This window comes from Pedobacter sp. UYP1 (assembly GCF_040547305.1).
Taxonomy (GTDB): domain Bacteria; phylum Bacteroidota; class Bacteroidia; order Sphingobacteriales; family Sphingobacteriaceae; genus Pedobacter.
In genome coordinates this window covers 21926-36679 of record NZ_JBEPPL010000003.1, presented here as the reverse complement: position 1 = coordinate 36679, position 14754 = coordinate 21926, and the positions used below count along the sequence as shown (strand labels likewise).

The following is a 14754-nucleotide window of genomic DNA, read 5'->3' as shown; positions in this document are numbered from 1 at the left end:
ATGAATTTAATACGTTTTGCATTGCGAAAACCCATTTCAATAATGGTGTTTGTTGCCGGTTTACTGTTCTTCGGTATCAGTGCCATGACCAGTATCAAGGTCGATATTTTACCTCAGATGAATTTGCCGGTTATTTATATCGCCCACCCGTTTGGGGGATATACACCAACTCAAATGGAGTCTTATTTCGCTAAAAACTATGTCAATATCCTGCTTTTTGCAAATGGTATAAAAAGCATTGAAACTAAAAATACACAGGGGTTGATGCTGATGAAGCTGACCTATTATGAGGGAACGAATATGGCACAGGCAGCCTCAGAGTTGAGTGCACTGTCCAATCGGGCCCAGGCGATCTTTCCCCCCGGGTCCCAGCCCCCCTTTATTATCAGGTTTGACGCTTCGTCATTACCTATTGGACAGCTGGTATTAAGCAGTCCAACCCGCAGTAACAATGAGTTGCAGGATTTAGCAAATACCTATGTACGTGCTTCTTTTACGGCTATTCCAGGATTACTGGCTCCGGCTCCTTTTGGGGGTAGTCCGCGTACAGTAGAGATTAATGTGAATCCGGGTTTAATGCGTTCGCATAATCTTACGGTAGAGCAAATTGTAAGTGCAATCAGTACCAATAACCAAACGGCTCCTTCGGGAAATGTGCGGATAGGTAATAAAAATTATATTACACCTACTAATTATACAATTAAAGAAATCAAAGATTTTGAGAATATCCCATTGTTTAAAGGAGGGGTTCAAAATCTTTATTTACGTGACGTTGCCAGTGTAAAGGATGGTGCGGATGTAACGAATGGTTATGCATTGATTAATGGTAAACGTTCTGTTTACCTGAGTATCGCGAAATCGGGAGATGCTTCCACGTGGGATGTAGTTAAAAATCTGAAGGCTAATTTGCCGAAAATTCAAAATACATTGCCTGAGGATGTGAAGTTATCTTATGAGTTTGACCAGTCTGTATCTGTTATTAATGCTGTAGAAAGTTTAATCAGTGAGGGTGCTATTGGAGCTATTCTGACGGGTTTAATGGTATTGCTGTTTTTGGGAGATAAAAGAGCTGCGTTAATCGTTATTCTGACGATTCCAACTTCAATTATTGCAGGTGTATTGTTCCTGAAACTATTTGGGCAGACGATTAATATCATGTCACTTTCGGGGCTGGCACTGGCTATTGGTATCCTGGTGGATGAGTCCACGGTAACTATAGAGAATATTCACCAGCATTTTGATATGGGGAAACCTAAAGCGCTGGCGATATGGGATGCTTGTAAGGAGATCGCTTTTCCTAAGTTGCTGATCTTATTATGTATCCTTGCTGTATTTGCACCTGCTTTTACAATGACAGGTATACCTGGAGCCTTGTTTTTACCTTTAGCATTAGCGATTGGGTTCTCCATGATCATTTCTTTCCTTTTGTCCCAGACTTTTGTCCCTATTCTGGCCAACTGGTTAATGGTGGCGCATCCGCATAAGCATGTAAAAACTGATCCTGCAATTACTGAGGATGAGGATGCTTTTAATCAGACGGGTTTAACTTTGGAGTCTGAGCAGGAAACGCTGAATCAGAAGAAAATTCTGGTAGAGCGTGAGTGTTATGATGAAGGTGGAAAGGTAACCTTATTTGATAAGTTCAGAAATAGGTTTATGCGTTTCATAGACCGTTTATTCCTGATCCGTAAGCCGGTTGTAATTATCTATCTGATCGTTATTATTGGTTCTGCGATCTTAATGTTATCCAATATTGGCCGTGATGTATTACCTAAAGTGAATTCAAGCCAGTTTCAACTGAGGATGCGTGCTCCTGATGGTACACGTTTAGAAAGGACAGAAGAAAAAGCAAACATGATATTGAAGGTGCTGAAAAAATTAGTGGGCCCTGAGCATGTGGGTATTACATCCGTTTATGTAGGCCAGCATCCTGCACTTTTCTCTGTAAATCCAATCTATTTATTCATGGGTGGGCCTCATGAGGCTGTTTTCCAGATCGCATTGAAAGATTATCATGTGAATATGGACGAGTTGAAAGATAAGTTGCGTGATGCGATTAAAAAAGAGATTCCGGATGTAAAGTTATCATTTGAGCCAATAGAATTAACTGATAAGGTATTGAGTCAGGGTTCTCCAACTCCGGTTGAAGTAAGGATAGCTGGTAAAAATAAAAAGATAAATGAAGAATATGCGGGTAAAATCGTAGCTGAATTAAAGAGAATCGATTATATGAGGGATGTTCAGATTGCACAACCGATTAAATATCCTTCTTTAAATATTAATATTGACAGGGTACGTGCGGCGCAATTGGGAATTGATTTAAATGATATTTCTAAATCACTGATTGCTTCTACTTCGTCTTCGCGTTATACTGACAAGAATAACTGGGTGGATGAAAAGATAGGCTTATCTTATGGTGTTCAGGTACAGGTCCCTTTAAATGAGATGAATAGTAAGGATGAGCTTGGAGAGATTCCATTGCTAAAGAACAGCAGCAGGCCTGTATTGAGTGATGTGGCTACAATTAAAGCTGATACTACTTATGGTGAAAATGATAACCTTGGAGCTACGCCATACTTATCTGTAACTGCCAATCTGAATGATAAAGATTTGGGGTCGGCAAATAAAGATGTGACTTTGGCTATCAAAAATCTGGGTGAATTGCCAAGGGGAGTTGTAGTAGAACAAATTGGTTTAGGAAAGGTGCTGGATGAAACACTGAGCAGCTTGCAGACTGGTCTGCTAGTGGCTATTATAGTGATTTTCTTAATGTTGTCTGCGAACTTCCAGTCTTTCAGAGTGCCGCTTGTTATTTTGGCAACAGTACCGGCGGTAATATTAGGCTCCTTGTTATTGTTAAAGCTGACGGGTTCTACGCTTAACTTACAGTCTTATATGGGGATTATCATGTCTGTTGGGGTGTCTATTGCCAATGCGGTACTGTTAATTACGAACGCAGAAGAGTTAAGAAAGCATAACGGAAATGCACTGCAATCTGCCAGAGAAGCGGCTGGGCTACGTTTACGTCCAATCATCATGACCAGTGTGGCGATGGTGGCGGGTATGTTACCGATGGCTATTGGTCATGGAGAAGGTGGTGATCAGGTATCTCCATTGGGAAGAGCAGTAATCGGAGGATTAATTGCATCTACTTTCGCCGTATTAATTATCTTGCCTATGGTATTTGCATGGGTACAAGGTAAAGTTTCTACACAGTCCTTATCCCTGGATCCGGAAGATGAAGAAAGTGCACATTTTATTAAAGGATTACATGAAGGTAAATAATAATCAGGTGTTGAACACCTCAAATACAAATAAGAACAGATACATAGCATCTCATATAATGAACAAAGAAATATTCCGCCGGACTTCCTTTTTTTTAAGCAGTATTGCATTGGCAGCTATGCTGAGCAGTTGTCATCACGAGGAGAAAAAAGAAAATAAAGCTGCTGATAAAAAAGTTGAGCTCAAGACTTTTGTTTTGAGCAAGGAAAAAATGGCGACTACCCTGAAAATGCCAGGTGAACTGATCGCTTATCAACAGGTCGATTTATATGCCAAGGTAAGCAGTTTTGTAAGAACGCTAAAGGCGGATATTGGCTCTGAGGTTAAACAGGGGCAGCTGTTAATGACATTGGAAGCTCCAGAACTGGCTTCGCAACTTGCAGCTGCGGAATCCCGTCTAAAATCTCAGGAAGCTGTTTATACAGCTAGTAAGGCGAATTATGACCGTTTGTTTGAAACTAGTAAAACTCCCGGAACAATTTCAAAGAATGATCTGGATCAGGCTATTGCGAAAAGAAACTCAGATCTTGCTCAGTTTAACGCGGCAAAGGCTGCTTATAAAGAAGTGGGCTCTATCCAGAATTACCTGGAAATCCGTGCTCCTTTTGATGGGATAATTTCTTCGAGAAATGTAAATCTCGGGGCTTATGTAGGACCTTCGGGAAAGGGATCGGAATTCCCTTTATTTACTTTACAACAGCAGAAACATTTGCGTCTGGCTATCTCTATTCCGGAATTATATACTGGATATCTTAAAGAAGGAGATGCAGTTACTTTTACAGTGAAATCACAACCGGATCTATTGTTTAGTGCTAAAGTAAAAAGGTTGTCTGGTGCACTGGATCAGCGTTTACGTTCAGAAAGAGTAGAGATGGATGTGCCTAATTTATTAAAGCAGCTTTTACCGGGAATGGTAGCAGATGTATCGATTCCTTTGCCAGCAAATGCAAGCACTTTTACTGTGCCTAAATCGGCTTTAGTGGAGAGTGCAGAAGGTGTATATGTAATTCGTTCTACTGGTGGAAAAGCAGAAAAGGTAACCGTTAAAAAGGGACGTGAAACGGATGACAGAATAGAAATTTTCGGTGATATTAAAGAAGGGGATGTCCTGGTTAGTCAGGCAAATGAAGAAATTCATCCCGGAGACGTTATCAAACCATAATATTACAATAAAAATATAGGGACATCTTAAAATTTATGCAATTTTAATGCGTGAAAAAAAGTATGTCCCTTCAGGAGTTTTATGAGATGTTTGCTGTTAACCGGCCAGACGTCACTATTCCCAATACAATACTTGATGCACATACCGGACATTTTAATGTATTTAAAAGGTTCGGTTACTGCACCTTAAATCCTTCTCCTTATAACAGAAGAGATTTTTATAAAATTGCTTACATCATTGGAAAAGGGGTATTACATTATCCAGACCGGCAGATAGAAATTGATGGTTGTGCGTTGATGATTACCAATCAGACTATTCCATATTCCTGGCAGTCAACTTCTGAATTCCAATCGGGCTATTTCTGCTTATTTACCGAAAATTTCATGCGCCAGCGCACAGAACCGCTAAAGAATTCTTTGCTGGCCAGGATACAGGATAATCCTGTGTTTTATATCAATAAGGACCAGCAGGAACATGTAGCCAGAATCTTTGAAAAAATGCTGGTAGAAATGGAGAGCGATTATACTTATAAGTATGATCTGATCCGTAATTACGTCAACCTGCTTATTCATGAGGCGATGAAGATGCAGCCTTGTGAAGCACAGGTGAAATCAAATAATGCTTCTTCCCGTATTGCTTCTTTGTTTTTTGAATTGCTGGAAAGACAATTTCCTATTTATTCTCCTGATCATGTATTACCGCTGCGCACTGCGAATGATTTTGCTGCACGGTTGTCTATCCATGTAAACCACCTGAATCATGCGGTGAAGGAGGTAACTGGGAAAACTACTTCTGAGCATATTTCCGGGCGTATTGCAAATGAGGCCATCGCTTTGCTTAAGCATACGGAATGGAATATTTCGGAAATTGGCTATTGCCTGGGTTTCGAATATCCTGCAAACTTTAATCTTTTCTTTAAACGCCAGACCATGGCCGCGCCAAAAGCATTCCGGGAGAAAACAATTGGCTTAAGTTAGTGTTGTTGCTGTGGCCTATAGCTATGCATCCTGTTTGTAAACGTATGTTTTTGATTTTTTTTATGTTACAGTCATGAATTGGTATGATTTTTAACATACATTAACATCTTAATTGAAAAACATTTGGTTAATTAGAGTGATTATGTGGTATACAAATAGTTATCATCTAATACACAGCTGATCAATGTCGTGATTAAGCAGTTATTTGCATAAATATTAACAAAAAGACTTAGGCCAGGCGTTTTAGATTATGATTGATATCCAGAAGAAGTCTTTTTGTGTACTGACTGTACTTGTTTTTCTTTTTACGCTGCAGGCTGCGGCCCAGCGTACCGTAATTTCAGGAACTATAACAAATATTAAGGATAGAAGCCCTATTCCTTATGTTACAGTTTTGTTTAAAGGGTCAAAAATAATGGCCAGAACAGATATTGATGGAAAATACGAGATTAGTACCAGTGAGTCTTATACCCAGTTACAGGTCGAATATGTAGGCTTTAAAACACGTTTTTTTCCTGTAGTTGCTGGTCAATCACAAGTATTGAATATTAAGTTGCAGGAAGAGTCACAGAATCTGATTGAAGTAAAAATCAGTTCGAATAAAAAAGCTCCTTACAAGAATAAGGGAAATCCGGCTGTTGAACTGATCAGGAAAGTAATTGAGCATAAACCGATGAACAGGCTTGAAAGTGCAAATGCAGTGCAGTATCAGCAGTATGATTGGATGCAGTTTTCACTTAGTAATTTATCAGAGAAATTTAAGAATAAAAAGCTTTTCCGTAAATATCAGTTCTTATTTGATCAGCAGGATTCGTCTGCAATAGGGGGAAAGAATATTTTACCTATTTATCTTCGTGAACGGTTTTCTCAGAATTATTACCGTAAGAACCCTGAAAAAACAAAGGTAATTATGCTGGCTGATAAGCATGTTAATTTTGATAACGGGCTGGTTGATAATAATGCTATCGGTAATTATTTTGAAAGAATGTATGCGGATGTAAATATCTATGATAACAATATCATTTTTACAAATAGCCAGTTTTTAAGTCCTATTGCAGCTAGTGCACCTACATTTTATAAGTTTTTTATCACGGATACGATCAAGACTTCAAAGCCTAATTTAATTGAGCTTTCGTTTGTTCCACGTAATAAAAATGCACTGTTGTTTGAAGGAAAGATTTATATCACGATGGATGGGAGGTATGCTGTTCAGAATGCATTCTTGAAAACGGGTAAAGATGTTAATATAAATTTTGTCCGGGCTATGGAAGTTAAGCTGAATTTTGAACAGGATTCATTGGGCAAGTTTCACTTGAGTAAAAGTCATCTATTAGTAGATTTTGGTTTGGGAAGTGATGGAGGAAGGGGTTTTAAAGGAGAGCGGACAGTTGTGATTAAAGATTATAAAACTAATGTGATGCAACCAGATGCGATTTATAAGGGGGAAAGCCTTGTTGTGGTTCCGGAAGCCGAAAACAGAACTGATCAATTTTGGGCAAATAATCGTCTGGATACTTTAGCGAATGAAAAGATCAAGATTTATCATAATATGGATAGTCTTGGCCAAATGAAGTCTTTTAAACGTTTAATGGATGTAGCTTCTATCCTTTTTATAGGCTATAAGAAGTATGGAAAGACTGAAGTTGGACCAATTTATAGCTTTTATAGTTTCAATAGCCTGGAGGGCTTCAGATTGAGGTTCGGAGGGCGTACGACTACAGACTTCAGTAAAAGATTTTATTTTGATACTTATGCTGCCTATGGCTTTAAGGATGAAAAAATGAAAGGTTATCTGAGTGCTGCTTATGCTTTTAACAATAAGTCTATTTATACTTTTCCTCAGAGTTTTATCAGAGCGAGCTTCCAGCGTGATGTTGATATTCCAGGGGATGGGGCTAAGAATATAATTCCAGAGGATAATTTTGTCGCATCTTTTAAAAGAGGAGAAAGTAACCAGTTTTTATATAGTGATTATTACAGGGTCAACTATATGCAGGAATATAGCAATCACTTTTCTTTTAATCTCGGATTTAAAAAATGGTCACAAACTCCTGCGGGATCATTGATTTTTGCCAGGTATGTAGATAATAATGCTGTACTTACTGATCAGGTCACTAGTTCTGAACTTAGTCTGGATCTTCGCTATGCTCCGTTTGAAAAATTTTATCAGGGTAAAACTTTCCGTGAGAGGATAATTGAAAAATATCCGGTGTTTAACCTGAATTATTCAAGAGGGGTAAAGGGGTTATTTGGAGGGCAGTATAATTACCATAATATTATGGGTAGCATTGATAAGCGTTTCTATTTTTCCCAGTTTGGGCGCTCGGATGTAAGGCTGGAAGGTGGTTATATAGCAGGCAAGGTGCCTTTTCCATTACTGGATATCCATAGAGCAAATCAAAGTTATTCTTATCAGATATATGCTTATAACCTTATGAATTTTATGGAATTTGTTAGTGATCATTATGTGAGTTTGAATATTGATCATAATTTCAATGGATTGATATTAAATAGAATACCATTGATAAAAAAGTTGAAATTAAGAGAGTATATTACTTTTAAAGGACTGTATGGTGGTTTGAGAAAAGAGAATGATCCTAATCAGGATGCTTCTTTATTGCAGTTCCCGGTAAATGGTGATGGCGTTAAAACTACTTATTCGCTGGGTAAATTACCTTATATAGAAGGCAGCATAGGAATTGGGAATATTTTTAAAGTTGTCCGCCTGGATTTAGTCAGAAGATTCAATTATTTAGACAATCCTGGTATTTCTAAATATGGGTTGAGAGCAAAGGTTCAGTTCGAGTTCTAGAAGGCTTCGTTGATGCCGACGAAAACACCATTTGATCCATTACCAAAGCCATAATCAAGACATAGGTTCGTTCTTGTATGTTTGTTGAATAAGATGCGTAAACCGGCTCCTCCACCTGGTTCCCAATATTCAAATAGACGTGTGCGAAACTGATTATTAGCGGTTTGCATATTGAAAAATGTAACTCCACTGATTAATTTATTCGCTGTAATGGGGAATCTGTATTCCAATTCATTGTAAAAATAAGAGGGGCCTTTAAAGCGGGCAATTGTATAGCCCCGGCCCATACGCTGATAGCTATCACTTCCTGTTCCTGGCAATTCCAAATAAGGGATTGTTCCTTTTAACAGATAAGAACCCCATAGCCAGAAGGCAAGGACGTGTTCAGGATTCTTTTGAGATAGTGACCAGTATTTTCTCAATTCTGTTTTTAATTGTGTGGCATTCTGGTCGCTCCCCAGCCATTTTCTATTTGACCTGAGCGATAGATTGATATAAACTCCTTTATAGGCACGAAATGGCTGGTCACGTGTATCATATTGCAGGTTTACTGATAATCCGCTGGCTGTATATCCATAGGTTGGGAAACCGTTTTTAACACTGTAAAAGTGATTTCTGGTTTTTGACTTGGCTGAATTCTCACGTTCATCATCAATATTTGTATAATAATTAAAGGCCAGGCCTGCTCCAGCATAAAAGTTATCAAATATCTTACCGTATATATTTTCATATAACTTTGCATAAGTATACTTGATCGGAGATATTCCCGGGTCGTCTTTGCCTGTGCCAATTCCATGGTCAAGAACAACAGTTTTTCCAAATTCCCAGCTTCCTTCCAAATACCATTGGTTGGCTTCGGAATAGACGTTATGTTTTAGTTGTATCAGGGCAAGCTGGTTAGTCGAAACTGCTCCAAAAGCATCAAAAATAGATATTGTAGTTGTTTTAGGATTGCCAAATATCTTAGTGACAGCAACATCTGCACCAAACATGAAGCCTGTACTTGGGGTATATCCGATGGACGGAAGTATAGCCAGACTGCTTGTCTTTTTAAAACTGGTATCTGTTTTTTTCTTAAACAATATTCTAAATATATCGTTTACATCTTGCTGTGCTACAGTGTCTTTTAATGCGGGTTTTTCCTGTGCGAATAGTGCACAAGAAGTACTCATAAAAAGAAATAGCGCAACCAGAAAATAACGAAACATATATTTTTTAAAATTACAAAGAATATCTTCAATCTTGTCAATGCTGTCTCATAAATTTTATTACTTTTAAGCATGTTGATTCAACACACCGCTGTTCCTGTTGCCATTTTATTGATTGCAGGAGGATATTTCAGTGTCTATTTCCGAAAGTTAACTACGGGAGCAGCCATTACCGGAGTAGTATGCGGAATACTTATTTTTCTTGGAATTGGTTATGCGGGACTGGCTTTGCTAGCCGCTTTTTTTCTATTGGGTACACTGGCTACAGCATGGGGCAGGAAAGCGAAAATGCAACTGGATAAGCCAGAAGATGCTGTTCAAAGGAAATCCGGACAAGTGCTGGCTAATGCCGGAACAGCAACGCTGCTTTCTTTTGTGGCGATAGTTTTTCCTGAGTATAAAGAGATTTTATTAGTTATGGCAGCTGGAAGTTTTGCCTCAGCTACAGCAGATACTTTATCTTCTGAGTTGGGTGTATTATATGGCAAAAGGTTTTATAATTGTCTGAGCTGGCGAAGAGAGAGAAAAGGGCTCGACGGTGTGATCAGTTTAGAAGGTACATTGATTGGTATAGCAGGGGCAGGTATAGTGGCATTAGTCTACAGGCTGTTTCGCGTAAGCGATGAGTGCATGTTAATTCTTGTTTTTGCAGGTTTTATGGGAAATCTTTCCGATTCAGTGCTGGGAGCAAGCTATGAAAGGCGCAATTTGCTGAGCAATGATTGGGTAAATTTTCTAAGTACTTTATTTGCCGCTGCCATAACTCTATTATTAATCAGTGTTTTCTGATGGTTTTAATTTTCTGATCGTCAAATGAAATATTTATATTGGAGAATATTGAAAAAGACCCTTAAAATTAACTAAAATTGTCAGTATAAAATAACGAGTTAGCCCGGGTTGTTAATCTTCATTAGAAAAAATGAATAAAAGAAGGGATCGATGCGAATATACGACCCCTGAGAATTGAAATAACAAATTATGAAACAAATATTGAAGATAGGACTGGATTCTGCAGCGCCTTTTCCTTTACACAGCGATTATAATTCATCTGTATTTGAAGGATTTGAAGTAGACATGATCCGGGCAGTTGCTGAAGTTTTGAACCTCGAACTACATTATGAGGTTTCATTATGGAAAACTATCCTCGAAAAACTATATAAAGGTGAGCTGGATATGATCTGCTCAGCAGTGACTATGACTACCTCCAGGCAAATGATCCTGGAATTTAGTAAACCTTATTTGCAATTCCAGTTATGTGCGGTAGTTAATGGTGGCGATGGTCTGGTTGATCTGAGTAGTTTTAAGAATAAAAAAATAGGAATCAGGACTGCTACTGAAGCTGAAAAATATGTCATGGTGCAGTTTCCCGGAAATACAACTGTGCATACGGATACAAATGATGAACTCTATAAAAAGCTCCTTGCGCATAAAATTGACGTACTGATAGATGATTCACCGATTGTGGGTGGTTTTCTTGCGAAACATCAAAAATTAAAGATCGGTATGTTTATGCCGGGAACTGAGTCTGAATATGCTATAGCTATGAAAAAGGGTGACCTCGCACTGAAGCATCAGATTAATGAAACTCTCGATTTATTAAGGCAAAATGGAGTTTATGATGCTATTCATGACAAATGGTTTAATAGTATTAAACTTGTCTGATTATCATCTCATTAATTAATTGTAATTTTGTGTCTTATTATTGTTTTTAGGGTTGTAAGATTTGTACCGTGGATAAGAAAAAACATAAAGATAAAAAGCATTCCAAATCAAATTCTAAAAAGAAAAAGGAATGTTGTGAGAAGTATAAAAAGGGGAAGCGCTGCGATAATTGTCCTTTAGGGTAGTCTGATATTCAGGGTTTTACGGGATTTGTGGCGTTCTGTATAATCTCAGTTAAACGGGGGTTGTTTTCGCGGTACGCCTCGCTGAGCCACATATATTTACCCATTTCTGTATCGTAAATCGCAACGCTGGGACCATGCTCGGGCCCAAGTTCGTTAAAATATTTATGGCAGGCTACTATAGATCCTAATCTGCAGTACCAATCCTGATCCAGTTTGTAATTGATGTTGATTGCCAGGTATCTCATCCTATAAACTTAAGGAGTGGCGTAAGGCCCTTCAAGAAAATTATATAAAATAGCTGATATGTTATATAATAAAGCTTCTGCACCAAACAAAAGTGCTTTTTGATTGCTTTTACAGGTATAGTTTTGACCCAATAAGTTATCAATTATGGAAAAAATAATACAGGCCTTGTTCAGTACTGATTCAGAGGCATTTAATGCCATGCAGGCCATCCAACAATTAGATCATTCACAAGAAATTTCTTTAGGAGAATCTTATATTCTGAGTAAGGATAAGGATGGAATTACAGCGATTCGCTCTGCTAAAGATGAAGCAGAAGGTTACAGTGCAATAGGAGGAGGAATAATTGGTGGATTGATTGGATTATTGGCTGGACCGCTTGGTTTTCTTGTGGGCATAGGAGCTGGTATGGTTGCTGGTTCAGTTGGCGATACGGTCAGGGCAGAGGGCGTGTCAGATTATCTGGATAAAGTCTCTGCAAATATCCCAAATGGCAAGTCTGTGTTGATTGCTCATGTTTGGGAAGATTGGGAAACTCCTGTTAATACTGTTCTCGAGCCGTTAACGCAAGATATTACCCGGACAAATGTAGATGATGAAGTCTTTATTCCTGCACCTGCTAAACTTGTTGCTCTCCGGGAAAATCAGTTGTCACGCTGGGTAGATAATCATCATGAGCATAATGCTGATAGGGGTGCTTTAGAGGCTCACTCTCAAGAAAAACATGATCGGCTGGAAAGTCGTATCAAAGAACAAAAAGAAAGGCTTGGGCAGCTTAAAAAGGATAGGTAGTTTTGTTTACTTACAGGCAGTAATTATTCATGTTTAAGAGCATCGACGGGGTTTGATTTGATCACTTTTATGGATTGAAGGCTTACTGTAATGATCGTAATTAATAAGGAAAGCCCAATTGCAATTGCAAAAGGCAAAATAGAGATAGAAATTCTGAAACTATAGGACGCTAACCAGTTGTTTATAATTATATAAGCAACTGGAAATGCGATTAAATTGCCAATAACTACTAGTTTAATGAAGTCTTTATTTAATAAGGTAATGATGTTTAAATTGTTCGCTCCTAATACTTTGCGGATACTTATTTCTCTCTTTCGTTGTTCGGACATAAATAAAGCGAGGCCTAAAAGTCCAAGACAGGAAATGAAAATAGCAAAGCCTCCAAACCAATTTGATAAAATACCCAGTAGCTTCTCATTCTGAAATTTCGTCTCGAAACTTTCATCTACAAAATGTCGTTCTACTGGAAAGTCCGGATTCATCATTTTAACTATATTATCTATCTTATTGACTGAATTACTTATATTTTGATCAGGATTTAACCTGCAAATGATCGTATATATTTCTTCCATATTATAACTGATAACCATTGGTTCTGCACTTTTATAGGGAGATTCCATAACGAAATCTTCCATTATCCCTATAATTGTTAATGGCTGGTTAGCATATTTAATTACAGTCCCTACGGGGTTTTTTAAACCCATTATTTTTACCGCTGCTTCATTTAAAATAATTGTTGCTGAGTCTTTATATTCGGGGGAAAAATCTCTGCCCGAAAGCATTTTTGCACCGGTTGTTTTAGTGAAATCGTATCCTGTTTGCCGATAATTAAAGATGAATATATCATTTGGTTTTTTACCTGTCCAACTAAAATCACTTGTATTATTCCCTCCGTCATCGAGTGATTGACTGAAATAAGTTACATCGGTGACGGCACCTGATTGGAGTAATTGATCTTTGATCAAAAGCAGTTGGGATTTATTCCTTAGTTTTCCTTCAGCAAATATGTCTACCAGACCGGCCTTATTGTATCCAATTGGTTTATTTCTTACATAGTTCAATTGTTGATAAATCACAGCAGTACAGACTATCAGACAGGCGGCGAAGATAAACTGAAAGATTACAAGTACTTTACGGATTGAAAGCGAAGAATTTCCAGCTGTATTAAATCCCTTCAATACTTTAACCGGTTCAAAAGAGGACAGATAAAATGCAGGGTAACTTCCTGCGATGAAGCCGGTCAATAAGGTTAAACTAATTAATGTTGACCAGAATTTCCAGTCTTTATAATTGATAATCAGTTCAAGGTTGAGTAATCCATTAAAATAGGGAAGGCTTAGTTCCAGTAGAGTAAAAGCCACCAGCATACCAATAACTGCCAATAACATGGACTCCAGCATAAACTGACTAACCAGGGATTTTCTGGAAGATCCAATGGCTTTACGCACGCCTACTTCTTTTGCTCTTTTTTCAGACCTTGCTGTAGATAGGTTCATAAAGTTTACGCAGGCAATCAGCAAAATAGAAAAAGCGAGCAACAGGAAGATCCTGAGCTGATCAATTTTACCACCTGTGGATTTTCCATTTTCAAATTTATCATATAAGTGCATTTTAGAAACAGGGTGCAAAAAGGCTTCACTAGAAGATATTGTTCTGTTTCTTTTATAAATACCTTTCATCTGGCCGTTGACTTGATTGAAGAACTGATTGTCTTTGAGTTGTATCAACGTCATGCAGACATTGCTTTTCCAATTGGGTTCTTTGAGAGATGGATTATGTTTCTCATTTAGTGCCCAGGGTAACAGATAGTCGAATCTGATACTATTGTTCCTGGGAATATCTTCAATAACTGCTTCTACTATAAGATTTTCAGTGTTTCCTAGTTTTATTGTTTTATTGATCGGGTCTTCACTACCGAATAGACTTTTAGCTAGTGTTTCGGTGAGAATTACTGTGTTTATTTGTTTTAAGGCACTCGCCGGATCACCCTTTATAAATTTATAGTCCAGTATTTTCAGAAAAGAAGGCTCAGCATAAATTGCTTGTTTTTTAAAGTTGTTATGTTTATAGCTTATTAATGTGTTTTCTGGGAAGGTGGAGTGCGCAGTGTAGGCTACTCCGGGTATTTTATCTCTAATCTCTCTGGCCATTGGTGCAGGAGTCCATGGCCAGCTTGTGGTCTTTCCATTGGCAGTTAAATTATCAATTGCCATATAAGTCTTTTCCTGATGCGTAAACTGCTTATCATAACTCATTTCATAAGAGACATACAGTAGTAAAATGAGACAACTGGCCAGACCAATTGCTAAACCACCAATATTAATAAAGGTAAATGCCTTGTTTTTCCAAAGATTACGCATTGCTATTTTTAAATTCAGTTTAAACATATCTGGTGTCAAATAAGGACTTTTGATGAATTGATCGTTTA

General features: G+C 38.0%; 10 protein-coding genes. 7 read left to right on the top strand and 3 right to left on the bottom strand.

What is annotated here, in order from left to right:
* The 4 genes from ABIB30_RS07960 to ABIB30_RS07945 all read left to right on the top strand — a co-directional run bounded on the left by ABIB30_RS07960 (nt 1) and on the right by ABIB30_RS07945 (nt 8236).
* Complete coding sequence (locus ABIB30_RS07960; protein ID WP_354300855.1) at nt 1–3285, top strand: efflux RND transporter permease subunit; 3285 nt, start codon at nt 1–3, stop codon at nt 3283–3285.
* Between the two features lie 58 nt (nt 3286–3343).
* The gene (locus tag ABIB30_RS07955; protein WP_354300853.1) at nt 3344–4447 is read left to right on the top strand and encodes an efflux RND transporter periplasmic adaptor subunit; all 1104 of its coding nucleotides are present in this window, start codon (nt 3344–3346) and stop codon (nt 4445–4447) included.
* Nucleotides 4448–4509: 62 nt separating this feature from the next.
* Nucleotides 4510–5424 carry a helix-turn-helix domain-containing protein gene (locus tag ABIB30_RS07950; protein WP_354300851.1) on the top strand — a complete coding sequence of 305 codons (915 nt, stop codon included), beginning with the start codon at nt 4510–4512 and terminating at the stop codon, nt 5422–5424.
* Between the two features lie 250 nt (nt 5425–5674).
* On the top strand, nt 5675–8236 hold the full coding sequence (locus ABIB30_RS07945; RefSeq protein WP_354300849.1) for a DUF5686 and carboxypeptidase-like regulatory domain-containing protein: 2562 nt from the start codon (nt 5675–5677) through the stop codon (nt 8234–8236).
* On the opposite strand, the gene ABIB30_RS07940 is transcribed toward ABIB30_RS07945, so the two are convergent.
* On the bottom strand, nt 8233–9444 hold the full coding sequence (locus ABIB30_RS07940) for a BamA/TamA family outer membrane protein (RefSeq protein WP_354300847.1): 1212 nt from the start codon (nt 9442–9444) through the stop codon (nt 8233–8235). The two genes, ABIB30_RS07945 and ABIB30_RS07940, sit on opposite strands and share 4 nt — an antisense overlap.
* 72 nt (nt 9445–9516) lie before the next feature.
* Between ABIB30_RS07940 and ABIB30_RS07935 the strand changes: the two genes are divergently transcribed.
* Nucleotides 9517–10233, top strand: coding sequence for a DUF92 domain-containing protein (locus ABIB30_RS07935; protein WP_354300845.1), 717 nt, complete (start codon nt 9517–9519; stop codon nt 10231–10233).
* A 189-nt stretch (nt 10234–10422) separates the two neighbouring features.
* Nucleotides 10423–11106, top strand: a complete 684-nt coding sequence (locus ABIB30_RS07930; RefSeq protein WP_354300842.1) for a substrate-binding periplasmic protein — start codon at nt 10423–10425, stop codon at nt 11104–11106.
* A 193-nt stretch (nt 11107–11299) separates the two neighbouring features.
* Here the strand turns inward: ABIB30_RS07930 and ABIB30_RS07925 are convergent, their stop codons facing one another.
* Entirely contained in the window at nt 11300–11536 is a 237-nt protein-coding gene (locus tag ABIB30_RS07925; protein WP_354300841.1) for a hypothetical protein, read from the bottom strand.
* Between the two features lie 145 nt (nt 11537–11681).
* On the opposite strand from ABIB30_RS07925, the gene ABIB30_RS07920 reads away from it, so the two are divergent.
* Nucleotides 11682–12326, top strand: coding sequence for a DUF1269 domain-containing protein (locus tag ABIB30_RS07920; RefSeq protein WP_354300839.1), 645 nt, complete (start codon nt 11682–11684; stop codon nt 12324–12326).
* A gap of 23 nt (nt 12327–12349) precedes the next feature.
* Here ABIB30_RS07920 and ABIB30_RS07915 read toward each other — a convergent pair whose 3' ends face one another.
* The gene (locus ABIB30_RS07915) at nt 12350–14713 is read right to left on the bottom strand and encodes an ABC transporter permease (protein WP_354300838.1); all 2364 of its coding nucleotides are present in this window, start codon (nt 14711–14713) and stop codon (nt 12350–12352) included.
* Between the last annotated feature and the right edge of the window lie 41 nt (nt 14714–14754).

Coding starts and splice junctions, on each gene's coding strand:
- ABIB30_RS07960 (WP_354300855.1), top strand. CDS start 1: ATGAATTTAATACGTTTTGCATTGCGAAAACCCATTTCAATAATGGTG.
- ABIB30_RS07955 (WP_354300853.1), top strand. CDS start 3,344: ATGAACAAAGAAATATTCCGCCGGACTTCCTTTTTTTTAAGCAGTATT.
- ABIB30_RS07950 (WP_354300851.1), top strand. CDS start 4,510: ATGTCCCTTCAGGAGTTTTATGAGATGTTTGCTGTTAACCGGCCAGAC.
- ABIB30_RS07945 (WP_354300849.1), top strand. CDS start 5,675: ATGATTGATATCCAGAAGAAGTCTTTTTGTGTACTGACTGTACTTGTT.
- ABIB30_RS07940 (WP_354300847.1), bottom strand. CDS start 9,444: ATGTTTCGTTATTTTCTGGTTGCGCTATTTCTTTTTATGAGTACTTCT.
- ABIB30_RS07935 (WP_354300845.1), top strand. CDS start 9,517: ATGTTGATTCAACACACCGCTGTTCCTGTTGCCATTTTATTGATTGCA.
- ABIB30_RS07930 (WP_354300842.1), top strand. CDS start 10,423: ATGAAACAAATATTGAAGATAGGACTGGATTCTGCAGCGCCTTTTCCT.
- ABIB30_RS07925 (WP_354300841.1), bottom strand. CDS start 11,536: ATGAGATACCTGGCAATCAACATCAATTACAAACTGGATCAGGATTGG.
- ABIB30_RS07920 (WP_354300839.1), top strand. CDS start 11,682: ATGGAAAAAATAATACAGGCCTTGTTCAGTACTGATTCAGAGGCATTT.
- ABIB30_RS07915 (WP_354300838.1), bottom strand. CDS start 14,713: ATGTTTAAACTGAATTTAAAAATAGCAATGCGTAATCTTTGGAAAAAC.